20 protein-coding genes are annotated in these 20,656 nt (G+C 55.9%); 11 read left to right on the top strand and 9 right to left on the bottom strand.

The genetic code is table 11. The annotated features are described in order from the left end of the window. Positions 1-32: 32 nt before the first annotated feature. On the top strand, positions 33-581 hold the full coding sequence (locus ACR0B8_RS03955) for a peroxiredoxin (RefSeq protein ID WP_226688521.1): 549 nt from the start codon (positions 33-35) through the stop codon (positions 579-581). Between the two features lie 50 nt (positions 582-631). Here ACR0B8_RS03955 and ACR0B8_RS03950 read toward each other — a convergent pair whose 3' ends face one another. Then, a complete protein-coding gene (locus tag ACR0B8_RS03950; protein ID WP_170358212.1) occupies positions 632-1,555 on the bottom strand; it encodes a hydrogen peroxide-inducible genes activator in 924 nt (307 codons plus the stop codon). A 52-nt stretch (positions 1,556-1,607) separates the two neighbouring features. Beyond that, the gene (locus ACR0B8_RS03945; protein ID WP_170358210.1) at positions 1,608-2,735 is read right to left on the bottom strand and encodes a DUF6456 domain-containing protein; all 1,128 of its coding nucleotides are present in this window, start codon (positions 2,733-2,735) and stop codon (positions 1,608-1,610) included. A gap of 241 nt (positions 2,736-2,976) precedes the next feature. On the opposite strand from ACR0B8_RS03945, the gene ACR0B8_RS03940 reads away from it, so the two are divergent. After that, on the top strand, positions 2,977-3,276 hold the full coding sequence (locus ACR0B8_RS03940; RefSeq protein ID WP_170358209.1) for a DUF6477 family protein: 300 nt from the start codon (positions 2,977-2,979) through the stop codon (positions 3,274-3,276). Here ACR0B8_RS03940 and ACR0B8_RS03935 read toward each other — a convergent pair whose 3' ends face one another. Beyond that, positions 3,277-4,821, bottom strand: coding sequence for a trimethylamine methyltransferase family protein (locus tag ACR0B8_RS03935; protein ID WP_170358206.1), 1,545 nt, complete (start codon positions 4,819-4,821; stop codon positions 3,277-3,279). It abuts the gene before it with no gap. Between the two features lie 282 nt (positions 4,822-5,103). Further along, the gene (locus ACR0B8_RS03930; protein WP_170358205.1) at positions 5,104-5,541 is read right to left on the bottom strand and encodes a GNAT family N-acetyltransferase; all 438 of its coding nucleotides are present in this window, start codon (positions 5,539-5,541) and stop codon (positions 5,104-5,106) included. A gap of 81 nt (positions 5,542-5,622) precedes the next feature. Between ACR0B8_RS03930 and guaA the strand changes: the two genes are divergently transcribed. The 9 genes from guaA to ACR0B8_RS03885 all read left to right on the top strand — a co-directional run bounded on the left by guaA (position 5,623) and on the right by ACR0B8_RS03885 (position 15,530). Continuing rightward, entirely contained in the window at positions 5,623-7,182 is a 1,560-nt protein-coding gene (gene guaA / locus ACR0B8_RS03925; protein WP_170358203.1) for a glutamine-hydrolyzing GMP synthase, read from the top strand. Positions 7,183-7,277: 95 nt separating this feature from the next. Beyond that, positions 7,278-8,183, top strand: coding sequence for a DMT family transporter (locus tag ACR0B8_RS03920; RefSeq protein ID WP_226688523.1), 906 nt, complete (start codon positions 7,278-7,280; stop codon positions 8,181-8,183). A 121-nt stretch (positions 8,184-8,304) separates the two neighbouring features. Then, positions 8,305-9,438: an OmpP1/FadL family transporter gene (locus ACR0B8_RS03915; RefSeq protein WP_170348524.1), complete on the top strand. Its 1,134-nt coding sequence runs from the start codon at positions 8,305-8,307 to the stop codon at positions 9,436-9,438. Between the two features lie 242 nt (positions 9,439-9,680). Further along, positions 9,681-10,571: a hypothetical protein gene (locus ACR0B8_RS03910; RefSeq protein ID WP_226688524.1), complete on the top strand. Its 891-nt coding sequence runs from the start codon at positions 9,681-9,683 to the stop codon at positions 10,569-10,571. A 541-nt stretch (positions 10,572-11,112) separates the two neighbouring features. Then, positions 11,113-11,985 carry an ATPase gene (locus tag ACR0B8_RS03905; protein ID WP_170358197.1) on the top strand — a complete coding sequence of 291 codons (873 nt, stop codon included), beginning with the start codon at positions 11,113-11,115 and terminating at the stop codon, positions 11,983-11,985. A gap of 39 nt (positions 11,986-12,024) precedes the next feature. Beyond that, entirely contained in the window at positions 12,025-12,963 is a 939-nt protein-coding gene (gene metA / locus ACR0B8_RS03900) for a homoserine O-acetyltransferase MetA (protein ID WP_170358196.1), read from the top strand. Positions 12,964-12,970: 7 nt separating this feature from the next. Further along, the gene (locus ACR0B8_RS03895) at positions 12,971-13,918 is read left to right on the top strand and encodes an alpha/beta fold hydrolase (RefSeq protein ID WP_170358194.1); all 948 of its coding nucleotides are present in this window, start codon (positions 12,971-12,973) and stop codon (positions 13,916-13,918) included. Between the two features lie 49 nt (positions 13,919-13,967). Beyond that, a complete protein-coding gene (gene ppk2 / locus ACR0B8_RS03890; protein ID WP_170358193.1) occupies positions 13,968-14,837 on the top strand; it encodes a polyphosphate kinase 2 in 870 nt (289 codons plus the stop codon). Positions 14,838-14,912: 75 nt separating this feature from the next. Then, positions 14,913-15,530, top strand: a complete 618-nt coding sequence (locus ACR0B8_RS03885; RefSeq protein WP_170358190.1) for a TetR/AcrR family transcriptional regulator — start codon at positions 14,913-14,915, stop codon at positions 15,528-15,530. A 3-nt stretch (positions 15,531-15,533) separates the two neighbouring features. On the opposite strand, the gene ACR0B8_RS03880 is transcribed toward ACR0B8_RS03885, so the two are convergent. The 5 genes from ACR0B8_RS03880 to ACR0B8_RS03860 all read right to left on the bottom strand — a co-directional run bounded on the left by ACR0B8_RS03880 (position 15,534) and on the right by ACR0B8_RS03860 (position 20,655). Then, positions 15,534-16,592, bottom strand: coding sequence for an adenylate/guanylate cyclase domain-containing protein (locus ACR0B8_RS03880; RefSeq protein WP_170348517.1), 1,059 nt, complete (start codon positions 16,590-16,592; stop codon positions 15,534-15,536). Continuing rightward, entirely contained in the window at positions 16,589-16,957 is a 369-nt protein-coding gene (locus ACR0B8_RS03875) for a group I truncated hemoglobin (protein ID WP_170348516.1), read from the bottom strand. The genes ACR0B8_RS03880 and ACR0B8_RS03875 overlap by 4 nt, the downstream gene beginning before the upstream one ends. Before the next feature lie 128 nt (positions 16,958-17,085). Continuing rightward, a complete protein-coding gene (locus ACR0B8_RS03870) occupies positions 17,086-17,928 on the bottom strand; it encodes a glycosyltransferase family 25 protein (protein ID WP_480636458.1) in 843 nt (280 codons plus the stop codon). A 134-nt stretch (positions 17,929-18,062) separates the two neighbouring features. Further along, entirely contained in the window at positions 18,063-19,283 is a 1,221-nt protein-coding gene (locus ACR0B8_RS03865; RefSeq protein ID WP_480657693.1) for an aminopeptidase P family protein, read from the bottom strand. Between the two features lie 160 nt (positions 19,284-19,443). Next, on the bottom strand, positions 19,444-20,655 hold the full coding sequence (locus tag ACR0B8_RS03860) for an ABC transporter permease (protein ID WP_170513700.1): 1,212 nt from the start codon (positions 20,653-20,655) through the stop codon (positions 19,444-19,446). Position 20,656: the final 1 nt, after the last annotated feature.

The following is a 20,656-nucleotide window of genomic DNA, read 5'->3' as shown; positions in this document are numbered from 1 at the left end:
GCAGTTCACAGATGAATCACAGGAAATTGAGCATGAAATCCGGTACTAAACTGCCTGACGTAACCTTTCACACCCGCGTCCGTGACGAGGCTGTCGAAGGCCCTAACCCGTTCCGTTGGGAAGACAAGACCACTGCAGATTACTTTGCCGGTAAACGGGTGATCCTGTTCTCGTTGCCCGGTGCATTCACCCCAACCTGTTCGACCTACCAACTGCCCGGGTTTGAAAACGGCTATGCCGAATTCAAGGAAAAAGGCATCGACGACATCTATTGCATGTCAGTGAATGACAGCTTTGTCATGAACAAATGGGCACAGGACCAATGTCTGGAAAACGTCAAGGTCATTCCAGACGGATCTGGCGAGTTCACTCGCAAGATGGGCATGCTGGTCGACAAGGACAATCTGGGTTTCGGTATGCGCTCGTGGCGCTATGCCGCCATCGTCAATGACGGCGTGGTTGAGGCATGGTTCGAAGAGCCCGGCCTGATGGACAACTGCCCCGAAGACCCCTATGGCGTTTCGTCCCCGGACAACCTTAAAAAGCACCTGAACGAAGCCAAAGAGCTCGCACTGGCCTAAGCTTCGCGCTAAATCAAAACAAAGGCCCGCCCATGGCGGGTCTTTTCATTTCAGGCGCGTGTTGCGGTGACGATGTCCTCTCCGACTTGGCGGATGACCTGAGCCAGACCGTCGAACCAATCCTCGCCCACAGTCGATGCACGCCGGACCAGACCAACCGTTCGCGCCGGTTGCGGCGTGCCAAAGCGCAGCAGTTTCAATCCGGGAACAGCGTCAGATTCCGCGCGCGCGGCCAGTTCGGGCATGAGAGTCAGACCAAACCCCTCAGCCACCAATCGTGACAACGTCGCAAGCGATGACGCACCCATATTGATCAGGCCGCTGCTTCGATCCCGACCGCAGACCTCAAGCGCCTGATCGGTCAGACAGTGACCGTCATCAAGCAACATCAGTTGCGCGGTCTGCAGGTCCAGCGGCCGTAATGCTTCGGGGTTGGGGACCATGCCCTTCAAGCGCGCTGAGCTGCCAGCCAACAGGAAGCGATCCTGAAACAGAGGCAGTTCGAACAACTCACTCCCACCGGCGGGCAAAGCCATGACGCCGGCGTCGATTTCCCCGGCGCGCAGCATAGTCAGCAAACGCTCAGTTCTGGCTTCGCGCACCTGCACGCGCAACGACACATCGGACGATCGCAACCCAGCCAGCACACCCGGCAGTAAATACGGCGCGATCGTTGGGATGATCCCGATCGCCAACGACCTGTGCCCCCCAGAGCGATCCTTGGCAAACTGATCTAACCTGTCCGCCGCTCCAAGAACCTGACGCGCATGATCCAGCACGTCGCGCCCTAGCGGGGTCAGCAGAATGTCACGCGCCTGACGTTCGAAAAGCGGACCGCCCAAACTGTCCTCTAACGCCTTGATCTGCACGGACAAGGCGGGCTGAGACACGTGGCACACCTGGGCGGCCCGACCGAAATTGCGCTGTTCTGCGACTGCACTGAAGTATTTCAGCTGTCTAAGGGTAAAATTCATAACCTTTGATTATCACCCATCCACCCAAGTGCAACCAAAACATATCGCACCGTTAACCGATCATGCGATTGCGCTCGGACTGCCCTTCATAATGTCGCTTGAGCCGCTGCAACGCGATCCGCAACACGATCTTGCCCGAGCGCGCCGACCAGCCCATCCGCTTTTCCGCAAGCTCTAGCCCTTCGAGGTAGCAACAGCAGCGCAAAGCAACATCGCTGAGACCCGGACCCAGATCCGACAAAGCATGTTCAACCCGATCCCGTGCGTCCGACGCCCCATGCCCAGCATGGGCTTCACTGTTGAAACCACCGCGCCCCCCTGCAGTCAGAAAATGGTCCCAATTCTGTGCGACCTGAGGGCCAATCTGCGCCAGTTCGAAATCCTCACGCAGGCGTTCGCCCGCCGCCACAAGTGTTTCATCAAGAAAAGGCTTTCCGTCCCGATCTCGCCGACGTGCCAATGCGATCAGGGGGCTTTCCGCTGCACTATAGCGAATCCGCCGAGGCCGGTCGGGTTTTGCAGTCACGCTCTGACAGGGCGCCATTTGCGCTTGGAACGGCGCTTGTGCATCTGCCATTCCAAATCCAAATTCACTACGCTCACGCGCTTTGTTCTCGGCCTCGGCAATAAGGCGACTCAGCGCCGTGCGGCCCGACGAAGAAATCCGATACCGCGAAATCCGTCCGGGATTGTCGCAGGAAATCCAGTCTTTCAGCGCCAGCGCCTGCGCAATCTTGCAATCCACAACAGCTGTTCGTGTGGCGCCGCTGTCTCCGGTGTCGCGGACCACCACGGCCTTGTCCATTTCCTCAGCCACTGCAAGCACTGACCCCGTTTCACACAAACGACGCAAAATTCGCAGTGCCTCGCGGTTGAATTCTTCGTCCTTGGCGGCGGCGGTTTCCTGTTCGGTCACAGCCAAGGCCCCGAATTGGATCGAGCCCGTGCCATCGGCTGAATCCGAGAAATGCGTTTCCGCCAGAGATTGCAGCGCGGCATCCACCAAGGGATCGTCCCGTCGCATTTCGATGCGCCTGATTTGTCTGAGTATGGTCGAAGCATGGCACCCTGCAGATCGCGCAATATCGCGGATCGACTGTCCGGTCTCTGTGTGGGCAAGATATCGTTGTGCCCCCTCAGGTACCCAAGCCGGAATGGTGAATGCCATGTTGTTTTCCATAGTTACTTGCCCTCGTCGACACAACAATCTGTTTTCAATCGCCCCCGATGAATTTGTTAACCAATTCTAACTAGAGTTGCTTTCGTTACTCGTTCGTTAACCCGCGGCGACAAGGACCAGATTTGATTCAAAAACATAAACACTCATGAAGTCAGAGTTCGGCGCGAACCCAATCAAGGCAACACCCGTTTAGGTTGTGTCACACATTCAGGGACGTTCACTCACACAAGGGAACCCCGGAATGCAGGACCTGATGACCATGATTACCACTCTCCGCCGCCCTCGCCTGTTGGCACGAGCCGCGAAACACGGGGCGCAGGACTATGACCGGGATCGGCACCTGCAGCGCATCCTTGGCTATGGATCACTGCCCGGCACGGGCGCGGCACTGATGCGTCTGATGGAAATGGAGCGAGAGGTTAACACGCAGCGCGTAGAAGAGGACGCAGCCTATTCGCTGGTCCGTCATTTGGACCTGCTGATCGCGTTGTTGGGCGAGGCGCAGCTGTTTCAGGCCAGCCGCGCCGCGCAAAATCAGTGATCAGGTAAAGGCATCCGGCATGGATGCTTTTTTCTTGTCAATGTACTCGTTCAGAGCAGCATTGATTGCCGGGTCGAGTTGTGGCTGCTGGTAGTTGGCCAGCAGATGCTCGACCCGGGCAGAGGCCAGCTGACGCGTGTCACGCGCGCCTTCATCTTCCCAGGTTTCGAACGGTTTATAGTCCAGCAATTCCGACTTCCAGAACGCGTCCTTGAAGTTCGCCTGCGTATGCGCACAACCCAGATAGTGGCCGCCAGGACCGACTTCGCGGATCGCATCCATCGCCTGCGCGTTCTCGTCGTAAGCCACGCCTTTGGCCAAGCCGTGCAGCACGCCAAGTTGATCCGCATCCATGACGAACTTCTCGAAATCCGCAACCAGACCGCCTTCGAGCCAACCGCAGGAATGCAGCATGAAGTTCACGCCTGACATCAGGCCCATGTTTAGCGAGTTTGCTGTTTCGTAAGCAGCCTGCGCGTCGGGCAGTTTCGAGCCACAGAACGACCCGGCCGAGCGGAACGGCAGGTTTAGGCGACGCGCCAGCTGACCCGCACCATAGGTGACCATCGACGCCTCAGGCGTACCAAAGGTCGGCGCGCCCGAGTTCATATCAATCGACGACACGAAGGCCCCAAAGATCGCCGGGGCACCCGGACGGATGATCTGGCTATACGCGACACCGGCCAGAACTTCGGCCAGGACCTGCGTCAGCGTCCCTGCCACCGAAACCGGTGCCATCGCGCCACCCACGATAAAGGGAGAGATAATGCAGGCCTGATTGTTAGCCGCGTAAACTTCAAGTGAACCCATCATCACATCGTCGAAGGTCATCGGCGAGTTGATGTTGGTCAGCGAGGTCATCACTGTGTTTTCCTGCACGAACTCTTTTCCGAACAGGATCTCGCACATCTCTACCGAATCCTGCGCCCGGCTGGGGTCGGTGACCGAGCCCATGAATGGCTTGTCCGACAGGGTCATGTGCGCCATCAGCATGTCCAGGTGACGCTTGTTCACCGGCACGTCGGTAGGTTCGCACACAGTCCCGCCCGAGTGGTGCAACCACTTGGACATGTAGGCCAGTTTCACGAACTTGTTGAAATCGTCCATGGTCGCATAGCGACGGCCACCTTGCGCGTCGCGCACGAATGGAGGGCCGTAGACCGGCGCCAGCACCAGATTGCGCCCCCCGATGACAACCGATTTTTCGGGGTTGCGCGCGTGTTGTGTGAACTCGCTGGGGGCAGTTTTGATCAGCTCGCGCGCCAGACCGCGCGGGATGCGAACACGTTCCCCATCGACATCAGCCCCGGCATCTTTCCAGCGCTGCAACGCACCCGGATTGTCGACGAAATTGACGCCGACCTCAGCCAGAATGGTTTCCGCATTGGTTTCAATGATCTCCAACGCTTCCGCGTTGAGGACCTCGAAATTCGGAATATTCCGTTCGATGTATTTTGCAGTTTCGATTCGAACTGCGGTGCGCTCGGCCCTGCGGGCGGCACCACCACCGCCTCTGGCTCTGCGTCGGGTGTTTGCCTCTGCCATGAGATAATCCCGTTAGTCATGTTCACGTTGCAAATCGTGTTACCGGAACCGCAGATCACAACAGACGTGGATTACGGCGCTATAGGGGTAAAAGCGACATGATCGCCTATTCGATGTTGTTTGAACCCCTAATTCCTGACGCTAATGATAGAAGCATGGAACCGAAATCGCAAAATCCGTCTAACCACTAGCTGAGCGAAAACTCCTTTACGTGACAGAATTTGGGTACGTCGCATTTCGCAAGATGGTTGTGAGAAATCTAAATTGACGGGCTGACAAACCTCAAAGGTTTTTACGCATCGCAACCGAATTCCCGGCCACTTCAGTTTCGATCCAGCCGAGATGCGCGTAAATCGCCCTCGTATCCTGCATCAAACGATGGGTGCGCAATTCCATATGGGTGCAGCCAGCCTCGCGCGCTTCGGCTTCGGCGCGTGACAGCAGTTTTCCAGCGACACCTTGCCCTTGGGCCGACGGTGACACGGCCAGATTGATAACCTTCATCACAGCACCCTGTTGCGCAAACACAATCACACCAGCCAACCCATCATCGCTGCGGGCCAGGACCACGTGACGTTCCGCAATATCTTGCGCCAAACCACTCGTCACATCAGGCAGATCATCAATAGAACTGCGCGCTTTGGCATAAGCCGCCCTGATGCAGTCTGTGACCGCCTCGACGTCATCCTGCGTTGCATCCGTGAAACGAATGACGGCCATTGATCCCATCTCCTTCCGCATCTGACTGAAATCGCCTTCATAACGCTTGCACATAACCGCCGCGCGACCTAAGAGCCAGTCATGAGCCAGACATCCCATGACCGCCTTCTGATCATCGACTTCGGCAGCCAGGTGACGCAGCTGATCGCACGCCGCCTGCGCGAGTTGAATGTCTATTGTGAAATCCACCCCTATCAAAACGTCACGATGGACTTTGTACGCGAAATGGCGCCCAAGGCCGTGATCTTCTCGGGCGGACCGGACAGCGTGACGCGCGAAGGGTCCCCCCGCGCCCCGCAAGAGATTTTTGACTATGGCGTGCCGATCCTTGGCATCTGCTATGGACAGCAAGTCATGATGCATCAGCTTGGCGGCAAGGTCGAAAGCGGCCACGGCACTGCCGAGTTCGGTCGCGCCTTTGTCACTCCGAAAAACCAACTGGATATTCTGAACGGCTGGTTCGCGGATGGCGACGAACAAGTCTGGATGAGCCACGGCGACCACGTCAGCGAAATCGCCCCCGGGTTCGAGGTCTTCGGCACCTCACCCAACGCGCCCTATGCGATCACGGCTGATGCCAACCGTCACTTCTATGCCGTTCAGTTCCACCCCGAGGTGCACCACACGCCCAGAGGCGCGAAACTGTACGAAAACTTCGTAAAGCTGGCTGGCTTCAACGGCGATTGGACCATGGGTGCCTATCGCGAACAGATGATCGAAAAGATTCGCGAGCAAGTCGGCGACAAAAAAGTCATCTGCGGCCTGTCCGGCGGCGTCGACAGCTCGGTCGCGGCGATCCTGATCCATGAAGCGATTGGTGATCAACTGACTTGCGTGTTTGTCGATCACGGCCTGTTGCGCAAGAACGAGGCCGAAGAAGTCGTCGGTATGTTCCGCGACAACTACAACATTCAGCTGATACACGCAGATGAAAGCGACCTTTTTTTGGGAGAGCTGGACGGCCAATCCGACCCGGAAACCAAACGCAAGATCATCGGAAAGCTGTTCATCGACGTGTTCCAGAAACACGCTGATACGATCGAAGGGGCCGAATTCCTGGCCCAGGGCACGCTCTATCCCGACGTGATCGAATCGGTTTCGTTCTCGGGCGGCCCCTCGGTCACGATCAAATCGCACCACAATGTCGGAGGCCTGCCTGAAAAGATGGGTCTGAAACTGGTCGAACCTCTGCGAGAGCTGTTCAAAGACGAGGTTCGCGCACTGGGCCGCGAACTTGGCCTGCCGCAGAGCTTCATCGGGCGCCACCCCTTCCCCGGGCCGGGTCTGGCGATTCGCTGCCCAGGCGAGATCACCCGTGAAAAACTGGAAATCCTGCGCGAAGCCGACGCCATCTATATCGACCAGATTCGCAAACACGGTCTGTATGATGATATCTGGCAGGCTTTTGTTGCCATCCTTCCGGTACGCACCGTCGGTGTGATGGGTGACGGGCGCACATATGATTATGCATGTGCGCTGCGGGCTGTAACCTCGGTCGATGGCATGACCGCCGACTACTATCCGTTCAGCCACGAATTCCTCGGTGAGACCGCCACGCGGATCATCAACGAGGTCAAGGGCATCAACCGATGCACTTATGACATCACCTCGAAACCTCCGGGAACGATTGAGTGGGAATGACAAAAAGCCGGGCTTTGACCCGGCTTTTTTGTTTAAGTCCTGCAAGAAACCCATAGGTTTTAAATTAGAATTCCGCGATTCCCGCAGGCAGGTAAATGGACAGCAGCAGACCGCAGATCGGCAAAGCCGCGCTTTGGATGACGGGGGCAATTGCCTCTTTCTCATCGATGGCGGTTGCCGGCCGCGAATTGAGCGTGGCCCACGATACATTCGAAATCATGTTTTACCGCAGCCTCGTCGGCATCTTCGTTGTAGCGGTGATTCTGACCCTGTCGCGCAAATGGGATCAGGTCTCGACATACAGACTGGGGCTGCACGGTGTCCGTAACCTGACGCATTTTATTGGTCAGAATTTGTGGTTCTACGCGGTAACCGTCATTCCTCTGGCACAGGTTTTTGCGCTTGAGTTTACGCAACCCATCTGGGTGATCCTGCTGTCTCCGCTGCTGCTGAAGGAACGGCTAACACCTGTACGCGCGCTGTCTGCCTTGATTGGTTTTGCCGGTGTCCTGCTTATTACCCGCCCCGGTGCCGTGCCTCTGAGCGCTGGCATTATAGCTGCTGCTTTGTCTGCGGTATTCTTCGCATTTACAACGATTTCCACCAAAACCCTGACCCGTTTTGCCAGCATTGGATGCATCATGTTCTGGCTGACCGTCATGCAGGCTGTCCTGGGATTGATGGCCGCAGGGATCGATGGGCAGATCGCTCTGCCAACCGCGAACACGATCCCCTTCCTGGTATTGATTGGGTTGGCAGGACTACTGGCACATTATTGCATCACCAACGCTCTGGCTATTGCGCCTGCGACCGTGGTTGTACCGTTCGATTTTGTCCGCCTGCCCACAATCGCCGTGATCGGAATGATTCTGTACCACGAGCCGCTGGATCACTGGACGCTGCTAGGGGCCGTCGTGATCTTTTCGGGTATCTTTTTGAACGTGCATGCCGAAAATCGTAACAGTTTGGCAACAGTTTCCCGGCACACTCACCCTGAATAACGCACCGTCACTAGTTGACGGTAATATAACCCTCAAGAAAGTATCGAGCACCACAAGACAGATCGGCCTTCACCACTCGATAGTCCGGTCTGAATAACAGGACACCTTTTGGGAGGACAGAATGAAAAAAGCGCTTCTACAGGCGTGCGCGGTGTGCGTTGGGACAACAGGAGCTTACGCCGGCGGTCTGGATCGTAGCGGACAGGGTGTCAATATCCTGTTCGAAGAGGGATCAGTTGTACAATTCCGTCTCGGCTATACTGATCCAAGCGTAAGCGGCACTCAAAATGGCGTAGATTCCGGCAACGTTGCCGAGTCATTCTTCACACCGCATTTAGCCTATAAACATGCTTTTACAGACAGGCTGGATTTCGCACTGGTCTATGATGAGCCCTTCGGCGCGGATATCGAGTATCCGTCAAACTACCCGTTGTCGATCAACCCGACAACGCCGTTTGGTGGGCGCACGGATGTTCTGCGCGCCAAAGCAGATGTGGACGCAATTACTGCGCTTGTTCGGTATAAATTCGACGGTGGCTTCAGCGCTATCGGAGGTCTGCGCGCGCAACGTTTGAAAGCCAACGTGGCAGTGCCCGCCGCTGCGGGGTACGAAGTCGACACAGATTCTGACATCGCATTTGGGTATGTCGTCGGCGTCGCGTGGGAAAAGCCAGAAATTGCCGCACGTGTGGCTCTGACTTACAACTCAAAAATCACACACGATTTTTCCCAGACAGAGTCATTCAACTTCGTGCCGCCTGTATTCCCGCCTAGTGCGGTACTGGTCACAGCGGAAACCGAGTCTGAGATTGAATCACCTCAATCCATCAATCTGGATTTCCAAACCGGTGTAGCCCCCAAAACATTGCTGTTTGGTTCAATTCGATGGGTGGACTGGCCGCAAACTGTTTTTGCGCCGCCAAACTATGTCAACATTGTCGGGGATAACCTCGTCGACTACGAAGATGATACGTTCACGTATACGCTGGGGCTCGGCTATCAGTTCTCGGAAGAATTTTCGGGTGCGGTAACTGCTGGATATGAAACATCCACCGGTTCCGAAGTCACTAATTTGGGCCCGACAGATGGGTTCTGGAGCCTTGGGCTCGGTGGAACCTACTCTCTCGAACGCGCTCAGATTTCCGGTGGTGTCCGGTATACAGACATTGGAGACGCCACTACCACCACCGGGGGAGAATTCAGCGGCAACAGCGCTTGGAGCGTCGGCTTCCAGATCACTTACTCGCTGGGCTGATCCGCAACAGAGTGAAACGTTGAACCCCGCCCTTCCGGCGGGGTTTTTCTTTGCGGGCTATCCAAAATATGAATTCCAGAAACCTCATTGCGTTAAAGCCACAGTTTCCGTGGATTCGTCGGTTTCACAATCTCACATTAGTTTTCTCTCTGTCGGTCCCTGGCCGGATCAACTAGGGGACCGGCACAACAAAAAAAGAGGACACTACATTGTTGAATCCAGGCAAAATTTCAATATTAGCAATGATTTCACTGACCCCGGCTATAGCAGGCGCACAGGAATTTAACGGTGCTGCCACCTTGGGCTATGGACAATCTTCCATTTCCAACGGCGGTGGCGATTTCGGCACCTTCACCGGCGATTTCACCGGTACTTTGAGCTTCGACAACGGTCTGCACTGGGGCTTTGACGCCAAGTATTACAATGCCGATCCCGACAATATTTCCGGGGATGTTTCCCTGTGGGATCTGGGCACGACATTGAACTACCAATTTGACAACGGCGGCGTTCTGGGTGGCTATCTCGACTATGCCGATTTCGATTCTGGTCTGGGGCTCAACCTTTCCAGCGATGTGACTTCGTACGGTATTTCGGGCGGGTATGTCGTTGAAAATGCCGGGTTCGAAGCCTGGATCGGCGAATCGGAAACCTCCCCAAGCCTGCCAAACGGCACGGATTGGACCGATTTCGGCGCACGATTCCGCTATCAAGTGTCGGATAGTGCCGTATTCGGCGGTCACTATGTTCGCAGCGACGTGTCAGGTGGTGGCGTAAACCTTGACCTATATAGTGTTGGCCTTGGCGGTTACTATCGGTTCAACAGCGGTTGGGGGACTTATGCAGGTCTCGTGCATCAGTCGTTTAACGATCTTGATTTGGACTACACAACGCTTGGCATCGGCGTGGATTATAACCTGCTTGAGATCAGCGAGATCCCAGGCCAAGTGTCTCTGGAGTTGGCCAGAACGGATATCGATGTCGGCGGTGCAAGCGGCGATATCGACACCCTTCGCTTTGGTCTGACCTTCCCTCTTGGCGGTCGCACTTCCTCCACTCCGCTCAACAGCGTAGCGCGTGCGGCGATGGCCCCGCGTCACAACGCTCTGACAACGCTGGAAGACACCACTTTCTGAGGGTTTAGTACAACCTGCAAATCTCTGGAAAACCCTGCCTGTGCGGCAGGGTTTTTCTTTGCGCGGTTTCCAAGTCGGTAGAATCTTGGGTAAAAAAACTGGCAAGGCCGCACTAATACACCTTTCCCCAACGAATTGGGCGAACTTTTTTGCTTGGCGTGTTCTGGGCTATGCTGATGCGTTGGCTGGTTACCCCAATCCAGCGTTTAACTTTTTTGCGCCGTCCGCGCCTTTGTATGGCTTTTTTGTCATGGGTCTGTTGGACGAAGCGGCTCCGTTTCCCCTGCGGGCCGGGGGCGATTTCATATCTAGACCGTACTGACCTGGGCTCTAAAGTAAGTGACGACGATTTTTGGCGTCACCACAGGGGCATTGTTTTTTAAACGATGAACACCTGATCTGTTCTCTCGCCATAAAGGTGGGGCTTAGATACTAGGCGGTGCAGCCGCCATCAGGCCATTGATCCAAATCCGTTCGGGTACACACGATTGACGCCACCCGCTGCCCGTTTTAGCAAGGTCGCAAAAAAGGACGGCGGACAATGATCTACAGCTCGGCAAAAGATTGGCGCGATGCGGCGCGAAAAAAGGTGCTGTTCTTTGGCATGTCGGGCCTGGGCAAAACCTATGTGTCGAACGTGCTGCGCGACTCGGGCGATTGGTTCCACTATTCGATCGATTACCGCATCGGTACCCGGTACATGGGTGAATACATCGCTGACAATGCCAAAGCCGAGGCGATGAAAGTCCCTTTTCTGCGCGAACTGCTGTTGTCGGATTCGATCTTTATCGGCTCGAATATCTCGTTCGAGAACCTGACGCCTGTCGCCGCCTATTTGGGTAAGCCCGGAAATCCGGCGCTAGGTGGTTTGGAACTGCCCGAATACAAACGCAGGCAGGAACAATTCCGGCAGGCGGAAATTCACGCGCTTCTGGATACCGAGTATTTCATCGACCGGGCACAACGTCTGTACGATTACCCACATTTTATCTGCGACACCGGCGGGTCGATCTGCGAATGGGTAGACCCGGAAAACTCTACAGATCACGTGTTGTCCGAACTGTCTCGCCAAACATTGATGATTTGGATTCAAGGGGATGAAGATCACACGGCAGAGCTGATCAGCCGCTTTGATAAAGCGCCCAAACCGATGTCTTATCAGCCCGAATTTCTGGTCCGTGTTTGGGACGACTATCTGACCCAGTATAACTGCCGATCCGAGGATGTAGACCCCGACGCGTTCATCCGCTGGACTTACGCGCAGGCGCTGGCGCATCGGCAACCCCGCTATCAGTCGATGGCGGACAATTGGGGTGTAACAGTCACCGCTGATGACATGCACAAGGTCCGTGATGCCGCTGATTTCGATGAGTTGATCGAACGCACCCTTGAGACCCGCGCAAACCGGGCTTAATTACCGCCTCTACACTGTAACTCCAAAGGCTTGTACCTGATGCCGATCAAGATCCCCTCTGACCTGCCCGCATTTGAAGTTCTCACCCAAGAGGGCGTATCGGTCATGGCCGAGGATCAGGCAATGCGTCAAGACATTCGCCCACTGCGGATCGGGTTACTGAATCTGATGCCCAAGAAGATTCAGACTGAAAATCAGTTTGCCCGCCTGATCGGGGCGACTCCGTTGCAGATCGATTTGTCGCTGATCCGGATGACGGAACACCGCACCAAGAACACCGCGGCCGAGCATATGGCCGAATTCTATCGCCCTTTTCAGGAGGTGAAGGACGAGAAATTTGACGGGCTGATCATCACCGGTGCCCCGATTGAGCATTTGGAATTCGACAACGTCACCTATTGGGACGAAATGCGCGAAGTGTTCGAATGGACGCAGACCAATGTGCATTCTACCTTTGGTGTGTGCTGGGGTGGAATGGCGATGATCAATCACTTCCATGGCGTCAAGAAACATATGTTGGACGCTAAGGCGTTTGGTTGTTTCCGGCATGCGAACCTTAATCCGGCCTCGCCGTTCCTGCGCGGATTCTCGGATGATTGCGTGATTCCGGTCAGCCGCTGGACGGAAATGAAACAAAATGAGATTGACGCCGCTAACGGTTTGGTAACTCTGCTGGGCAGCGACGATGTCGGTCCCTGTCTGGTCGAAGATCGGAACCATCGTGCCGTCTATATCTTCAACCATTTCGAATATGACAGCGATACGTTGAAACAAGAATACGACCGCGATGTTGCCAACGGCACGCCGATCAACGTGCCCATGAATTACTATCCGGACGACGATCCAAGCCAGACACCACAGAACAGATGGCGCAGCCATGCGCATTTGCTCTATGGCAACTGGATCAGCGAGATTTATGGGACAACGCCCTATGATATCAATCGGATCGGTGTCGATCAGACCGATCTGAGGGCCTGATCCGGTGATGCGCGTCGGCCTCATAGCTTTGACTTTGCTGGTCTTGCTGTGGGCCCTCGCACTCTGGCGCGCTGGTCGGAATGAAGCCCGTGCCGAAGCCGCCTTTCCCCCCGAAGGTCAAATCGTCGAAGTCAATGGCATCCCAGTGCATGCGGTGGTGATGGGTGAAGGCCCGGATGTTGTGCTGATCCATGGGTCCAGCGGCAACACGCGCGACATGACCTTTGCCCTGGCTCCTATCCTGGCGGAAAACTACCGTGTGATTGTGTTTGACCGACCGGGTCTGGGGTATAGCGCCAGCTTCAATCCGGACGGTGAGACCATTGAGGAGCAAGCGGAAATCCTGCAAAAGGCTGCCGCGCAACTAGGTGCGGAAAAGCCCATCGTCGCAGGGCAAAGCTATGGCGGATCCGTCTCACTTGCTTGGGCTGTTACGCGGCCAGGCAATATCTCGGGGCTGGTCCTGATCGCAGCTGCCGCCATCCCGTGGGAGACACCTCTGGACGGGTTCAACACACTGGCGGCAACGCCCACCGGCAATGTCACCGCCCTGCCCCTGATCACTGCCTTTGTGCCCGAATGGTACGTTGAAAAAGCTTTGGACAAGGTGTTCGAACCGCAAACCACACCCGAAGGATATGCCGACCATTTCGGCCCCGGGCTGACCATGCGTCGGGCTTCGATGCATGCAAATGCCAAGCAGCGCGCCAATTTGCTGGAAGAAGTCCGCGCCCTACAACCGCGATACGGCGAGATCGACGTGCCGACCGAGATCGTCCATGGCACAGCCGATGATACCGTTGGGCTGGGCTGGCATTCTCATCGACTGATCAAACAAATCCCCGGCGCGGAACTGATTGAACTGCCTGGAATCGGGCACATGCCACAGGTCGTTGCTGCACCCGAAGTTGCTGCTGCCATCGACCGTGCAGCGCAACGTGCGGGTTTGCGTTAGGCCCTCCGCTAATCCATAGTAGGATATGGATTTTATGGCGAGGTAACACATGGCCCGTTCCGAAAAAGGCTCCATCGAAAAGTACTTTAAGAATGACGCCCCGAAAGAGGTGCGTTCGGCCATCGAAAAGTCCGAAAAAGGCGACATCCTGAACCCCACCTTCCCTTACGACGAACGAATGAAGCGTAAGGAATACGAAAAACAGATGGAAGAGCTTCAGATCGAACTGGTCAAGATGCAGTCCTGGCTCAAGGAAACCGACCATCGCATATTGCTTATTTTCGAAGGACGGGACGCCGCTGGCAAAGGGGGCACGATCAAGCGGTTCCGCGAAAACCTGAACCCACGCGGCGCACGCAATGTCGCGCTAAGCAAACCTTCGGACACTGAGCGCAGTCAGTGGTATTTTCAACGCTATATCGCCCATCTGCCTGCCGCTGGTGAGATCGTGTTCTTTGACCGCAGCTGGTATAACCGCGGTGTTGTTGAAAACGTCTTTGGCTTTTGCACAGCAGAAGAACGTGAACGGTTTTTTCGACAGGTCCTGCCGTTGGAAACCGGTTTGGTGAATGACGGGATCAAACTGTTTAAATTCTGGTTGAATGTCGGACGAGCAGAACAGCTCAACCGTTTTTTGGCGCGTGAAACCGACCCGCTGAAACAATGGAAACTCAGCCCGATTGATATCGCGGGTCTGAACAAATGGGATGAATACAGCCAGTCGATCGAAGAAACCCTGACGCGCAGCCACACGGAACACTGCCCCTGGACCATCGTGCGATCCGACGACAAGAAACGCGCGCGGCTGGCGGCCATTCGTACGGTTCTGCACGCGCTGGACTATGACGAAAAAGACGAAGACGCCATAGGCGCGAATGACCCCGATATCTGTGGCGGGCCAGAGATTTGGGATGCGTGACAGGTGGTGGACGAATGTCTTTTCGCGAATTATGTCATGAATTCTATAACTTGAAAAAGGGCACCTGAAGCAGGAATGACAAAACGCGGGTATCACCACGGGAACCTGAAACAGGCTTTGATCGAGGCTGCCCTGTCTCTGATCGAAGAAAAAGGTCCGACCGGCTTTACCCTGTCCGAAGCTGCGAAAACCGCCGGCGTCACCCCCGCTGCGGTTTACCGGCATTTCCACGGACGCGAAGACCTGATCGCCGAAGCCGCCCGGCAAGGGTTCGAGATGTTCTCGGATCTGATGCAATACGCCTATGACAAGGGCCAGCCCTCAGCGCTCGCCGCGTTCGAGGCGACAGGCCGTGCCTATCTGGCATTTGCCCGCAAACATCCTGGCCACTACATCGCGATGTTCGAAAGCGGGATTTCGATCAATCGAACGCCTGAATTATCCTTGGCCGCAAACCGTGCCAAAGCAGTACTGGAGAAAGCGGCGGCTGATCTGTCGCAACACATTCCACCGGAAAAGCGCCCGCCCGCATCCATGTTCAGCGCCCATATCTGGGCCATGAGCCACGGCGTTGTTGAACTTTACGCCCGCAACACTGGCGCCAGTTCCCCATTTTCACCCGAAGACTTGCTGGAATCCGGCATCGGCATCTATTTGCGGGGTTTGGGGTTGGTGCCGCAGGACGACGACTGACAATCAGAACCTGCTCAGCGGCTGTGGTGCGCTGAGGCCAGAGGTGACGTTAATCAACTCCATTTCCCCCATGCCTTTGATATCCACGCGCCCGATATCCGCGACCTGGAACTCATCAATCAAGGCAAATTTCATCTCTTCTGGGGCGACGATATGCATTGGGTTTGCAAAGACTTGCAGGCGCGAAGCAATGTTCACAGCCGGACCGAACACGTCATAGACGTATTTCTGTATCCCAACGACAGAGCCCACCGCAGCCCCCATGCCAAGGCCAATCCGGGCCTGCCATTTATGGGGGTGACTTTCGTTTCGCCGCTCCAGATACCGTAGGAAGCGAACGGCGCAATGTGCTACGGCCGTGGCATGATCCGGTGTCGCGTCAGGCATACCAGACACCGCCAGATAGGCGTCACCGATGGTCTTGATCCGCTCGCATCCGAATTGTTCGACGATACGGTCGAACGCGGTGAAAATGTCATTCAACTCGCTTAACGTAACGGTTGGATCGGTCTTTGCGGCAAAATCGGTAAAGCCCACAAAATCCAGCATCACCACCGACACCTGATCATATAGTTGCGGCGTGACGACACCGAAGGTCTTGAACTCTTCGTACACCGCCCGCGGCATAAGGTTTAGCAACAACCGCTCGACACGCTCTTTCTCACGCTCCAATTCGCGCGTGTTGCGTTCAACCATTGTCGAGTAGCTATCGATCATGCTTTCCAGCTCGCGGATGCGAGTAATGTTCTGGCATTCCACAACCAAAACCTGTTCAGACAAGCCATTCGCGAGCGATACAGCCGTTGCAAAAATCAGCGTCCTGCGTTTTGGCTTGATCTGCAATTCGACTGTATAGCGAAGCCCCGATTGCTTGACGTCCTCCAATTCACGCTGATCCAAAGATGGGAGCAAATCCAGAAGGGTCTGTCCTTCGGTCGGAACCCCAAACCATTCGGCAAACGGCCCATTGTGAAACACAAAACTCAGGTCTGAGGCACGCACAACAGCCACGCCAACTCCGATCGCCCGCAGCAACTGTTCGTTTATCGCTGAAATACTCATGCGGCGTCACGGGTTACAATAATTGCGCGTTTGGATTCAATGGCGTTCAAGGCGATCTTGATGTGACCGTCTTCCATACCGTGCATAGAAAGGGCCTCGGCAAATAGTTCGGCCATCTCATCAAAATCCGCATGAGAGATATTCAGGTGTCGATGAACCGCCTCAATCCTGTCATCGCTAAAAGAAGCAGGACCACCAACCAGAGAAGACACGAACTTGGTCTGGTGATCGATCAGGCGCGGCATGTCGATGTCTTCGAAATGACCACCGATCTGATCGGAGTCCAATGCCATTTCATAGAACGTCATAACGATCCGACTGATCGTTTTGAATCCGCCGTATCTTTCATAGATTGTCTGACTCACACCGCACACCCAAGCTTCAACCACAAAAACACTGAAAGCTTATATCAAACTGACAGTTTTGTTAACGCTTATGCGAGGGTTACCAGATCAATGGTCACGAACGCCCTTTAGGCGGCCTATGTAACAAGTTAGACGTTCAGGTCTTCGGCGCAGGGAATAAAGCCCGCAAACCCACCCTGTGCCAACAACCTGTCCTGCCCGCCAGCGCGCCAATACAGTTTGCGCCGCGCGGCTTGCAGCTCGCGGCGTATACGGAACCCCAATGGCCCCTTGTCCAACCCGCTGTTGGTTTTCTGATCCTGCGACCGCTCGCTAACCTTGACGGGTTCGGCAGTCTGTTCCTGCTGCTTGGACCACATCATCTGCACCCCCACCGCCGGAAAACACTGACACATGCGCCAGTCGGGACGTGGGAGCGAGATAAAGTCGTCCAGATGGTCCGAATACTCCTCAGACCAGGACAGCAGTTTGCGACAAGCCGCCTGCGTCAGAATGTAGGCAGCAGAACTGGGGGCCATTTCCAACATTGGGCGAACTGGAACGTCTGCAATCGACTCAAGCGGCCCGAACCGCATGGAACGTGGTGAATAATCCAGCTTGATCAGATCAAAACCCGCATCATCCGCCAGCAAAGCTGCGATGACGGCCCCGGCCTGAGCCGACATTTCAACGTCATCCTCAAAAATCGCTACCTTGCTCAGGTTCTGATCCACAGCAACCCGCCAAACGGCCCGGTGGCTTTCGAAGCAGGCGATTTCGCTTTGTGTCAGCCCCCATCGGGTGCCGGCGCCGGGAACGTAGCAATTGTCATCCAGTGCGCCGGGTTGCTGACCGTCCACTGCGCTGAACCGCTGTGCGCCACGCAATCCTGTGTCGGCGAACTGACCTTCCATGAACTCGGCCCGCTCGGGCACCCGATCCAGGTTAATAAAATAGGCAGCGGCTCCCGATGGCAGTTCGTAATGTCCCACGGCGCATCCTTTCAAACACTGTCGTCAGATACACACCGCTGAGCCGGACAATCAACCCCAACAGGGCATGACCACGCTGACCCTTGCCGTCAACGTGAGGCAGGAAAGGCAGATCGCCCTTCCTGCTGATCCGATCAGGTGCTGATCGTGTTGTGTTCCGGGCCATAGGGGAAGCCGGTGATGTTTTCGGCACCAGAATCCTCGACCACAAGGATGTCATGTTCGCGATACCCGCCTGCGCCTTTCTGGCCTTCGGGGATCCACAGCATCGGTTCAATGGATACGACCATACCGGGCTCCAGCACAGTGTCGATGTCTTCGCGCAGCTCAAGCCCAGCCTCGCGACCGTAATAGTGGCTGAGAATCCCGAAGGAATGACCATAGCCGAACGAGCGGTATTGCAGCAAACCTTCGTCAGCGAAGAACCGGTTGATCTCTTCACAGATTCCAGAGCAGGTCGCGCCGGGTTTGATCAGGCTCAGGCCCAACTCATGCGCAGCGACATTCGCCTTCCAGATGCGCAGGCTTTCGGCGTCGGGTTCCCCCAGAAACAAGGTGCGTTCCAGCGCAGTGTAATAGCCCGAGATCATCGGGAACGTGTTCAGCGACAGGATATCGCCCTTTTGCAGCGCCCGTTTTGTGACCGGGTTATGCGCCCCATCGGTATTCAGACCGGACTGGAACCAAACCCACGTGTCGCGATATTCTGCATCCGGATAGGCACGCGCAATCTCAGCCTCCATCGCGTCGCGGCCGGCCATGGCGATCTCAATCTCGGTCGCGCCTTCCCGGATCGCGGCATGAATGGCCGCGCCACCGACATCAGCCGTACGCGCGCCACCTTTGATCAGTTCGATCTCTTCAGCCGATTTTACCATGCGCGCGGCCATCGTATCCGGCGCGATGTCCACTAACTCCGGCCCGCCCAACATGTCCAACGCCGTATCGCGCATCGCCAGTGTCATGTGATCGCCCTCGATACCGATCCGTCCCGCCGACTCAATCAGGCTGGCCACCGCACGCCAATAATTGTTCCGTTGCCAATCGGTATAGATCACATTCTCTTCGACCGAGCGCCGCCAAGGCTGGCCAGCGTCGATATTCGCCGAAACCGTGGTGCAGCTTTCTTGGGTGACAACGCAGCCATACGGGCGTCCAAACGCGCAATACAAAAAGCCCGAGTAGTAGGCGATGTTGTGCATCGACGTCAGCAGCACCGCCGGGATATCACGCGCCGCCATCGTCGCACGCAGGCTGGCCAGACGTCGGTCATATTCTGCCTTGCTAAACGGGAGCGGCGCCTTGTCACCATTGTGGCTGGTGAAGAACTCGGGGCGATTGTTCAGGACTTTCATCATCTCTCTCCTCAATGCCGGACAGGCAAAGCCCGGCCACAAGTCCCGGCGTTCAGGACAAGCGGCCTCGGGAACCGAGAGCCATGCACCCCGCGTTGCGTCACGACGCCATCGTGACCGAGGTGCATGGTGAAATCGCTAAATCAGCTTTCGAGTCGCGTCAAGCCGGGCTGAGACCCCGCAAGCGTTCAGACCGACGCCGCAGCAGCTCGACCGTGGTCAGCAGCGCAATCGAGATCACAACAAGAATGGTCGCAACCGCCAGAATGGTCGGGCTGATCTGCTCGCGCAGGCCAGTGAACATCTGCCAGGGCAACGTTTTTTGACTGGCCGAACCGACGAACAGAACCACAACAACCTCATCAAACGACGTGATAAAGGCGAACAAGCCACCCGAGATTACGCCCGGCAAGATCAGCGGCATCTGGATTTTGAAGAAGGTCCGTACTGGCCCTGCCCCCATATTCGCCGCGGCCCGAGTCAGGGATCGGTCAAACCCGACCAACGTCGCCGTCACCGTAATTATAACGAACGGAATACCCAGAACCGCATGAGCCAGAACAACTTTGATGTATCCGACAAAGTTCTTGTCCATGCCCAATGTTCCCTCCATGAAACGACCGATGTCGCTGTAGAAAAAGAACATACCCGTGGCCGAAATGATCAGCGGCACAATCATGGGCGAGATCAGGATACCCATGATCGCCCGACGACCGGGCACGTGCGACTGGCTGAGACCAATGGCGGCCAGCGTCCCCAGTGAAACCGAAATGATGGTCGCGATTGGCGCGATAATCAGCGAGTTTTTGAAGCTGCGCTGCCATTCATTGTTGGTGAAGAAATCACGGTAATGCTTCAGCGAGTAGCCTTCGGGGTCCAAACGCAGCATCTCAGGCGTGAAGGTAAAGAAGTCCTGTGCGTTGAACGATAGCGGCAAAACCACAAGGATGGGCGTGATCAGGAACACGAAGATCGCACCGCAGATAACCCGAAACAAGTAATGTCCAAACACCTGCTGGCCCGTCAAATAGGGCAGCAGCCTTTGCCGATAGCGCCCCTCGTACAGCCAGAAGATGAAGAAGGCAAAGAACCAACCGGCCAGCAAGCCGACGATCAACCCCGTGAATCCCGCGAACAGAAAACCGATCACCCCCAGCCCAAGAATGGTGATCCAGCGTGCGACACGTTCATTGTCCAGAACCGTGATATAGACCCAGGCCAGCGCCGCCATCAGTGCGGCACCTATCAGGATGCCCAGCAGGGCACTGCCCTGCCCGGCCCCGACGAACATGCCGAGGAAACCTCCGGCGGCGGCGACTGTGGGCAGAACCATCGACAACGGCTTGCGGGATATTGGTGTAAGTGCTGCCATG

The organism is Ruegeria sp. BH6, assembly GCF_056538105.1.
The sequence above is the reverse complement of the archived record's forward strand: the minus strand, read 5'-3'. Positions and strand labels throughout refer to the sequence as shown.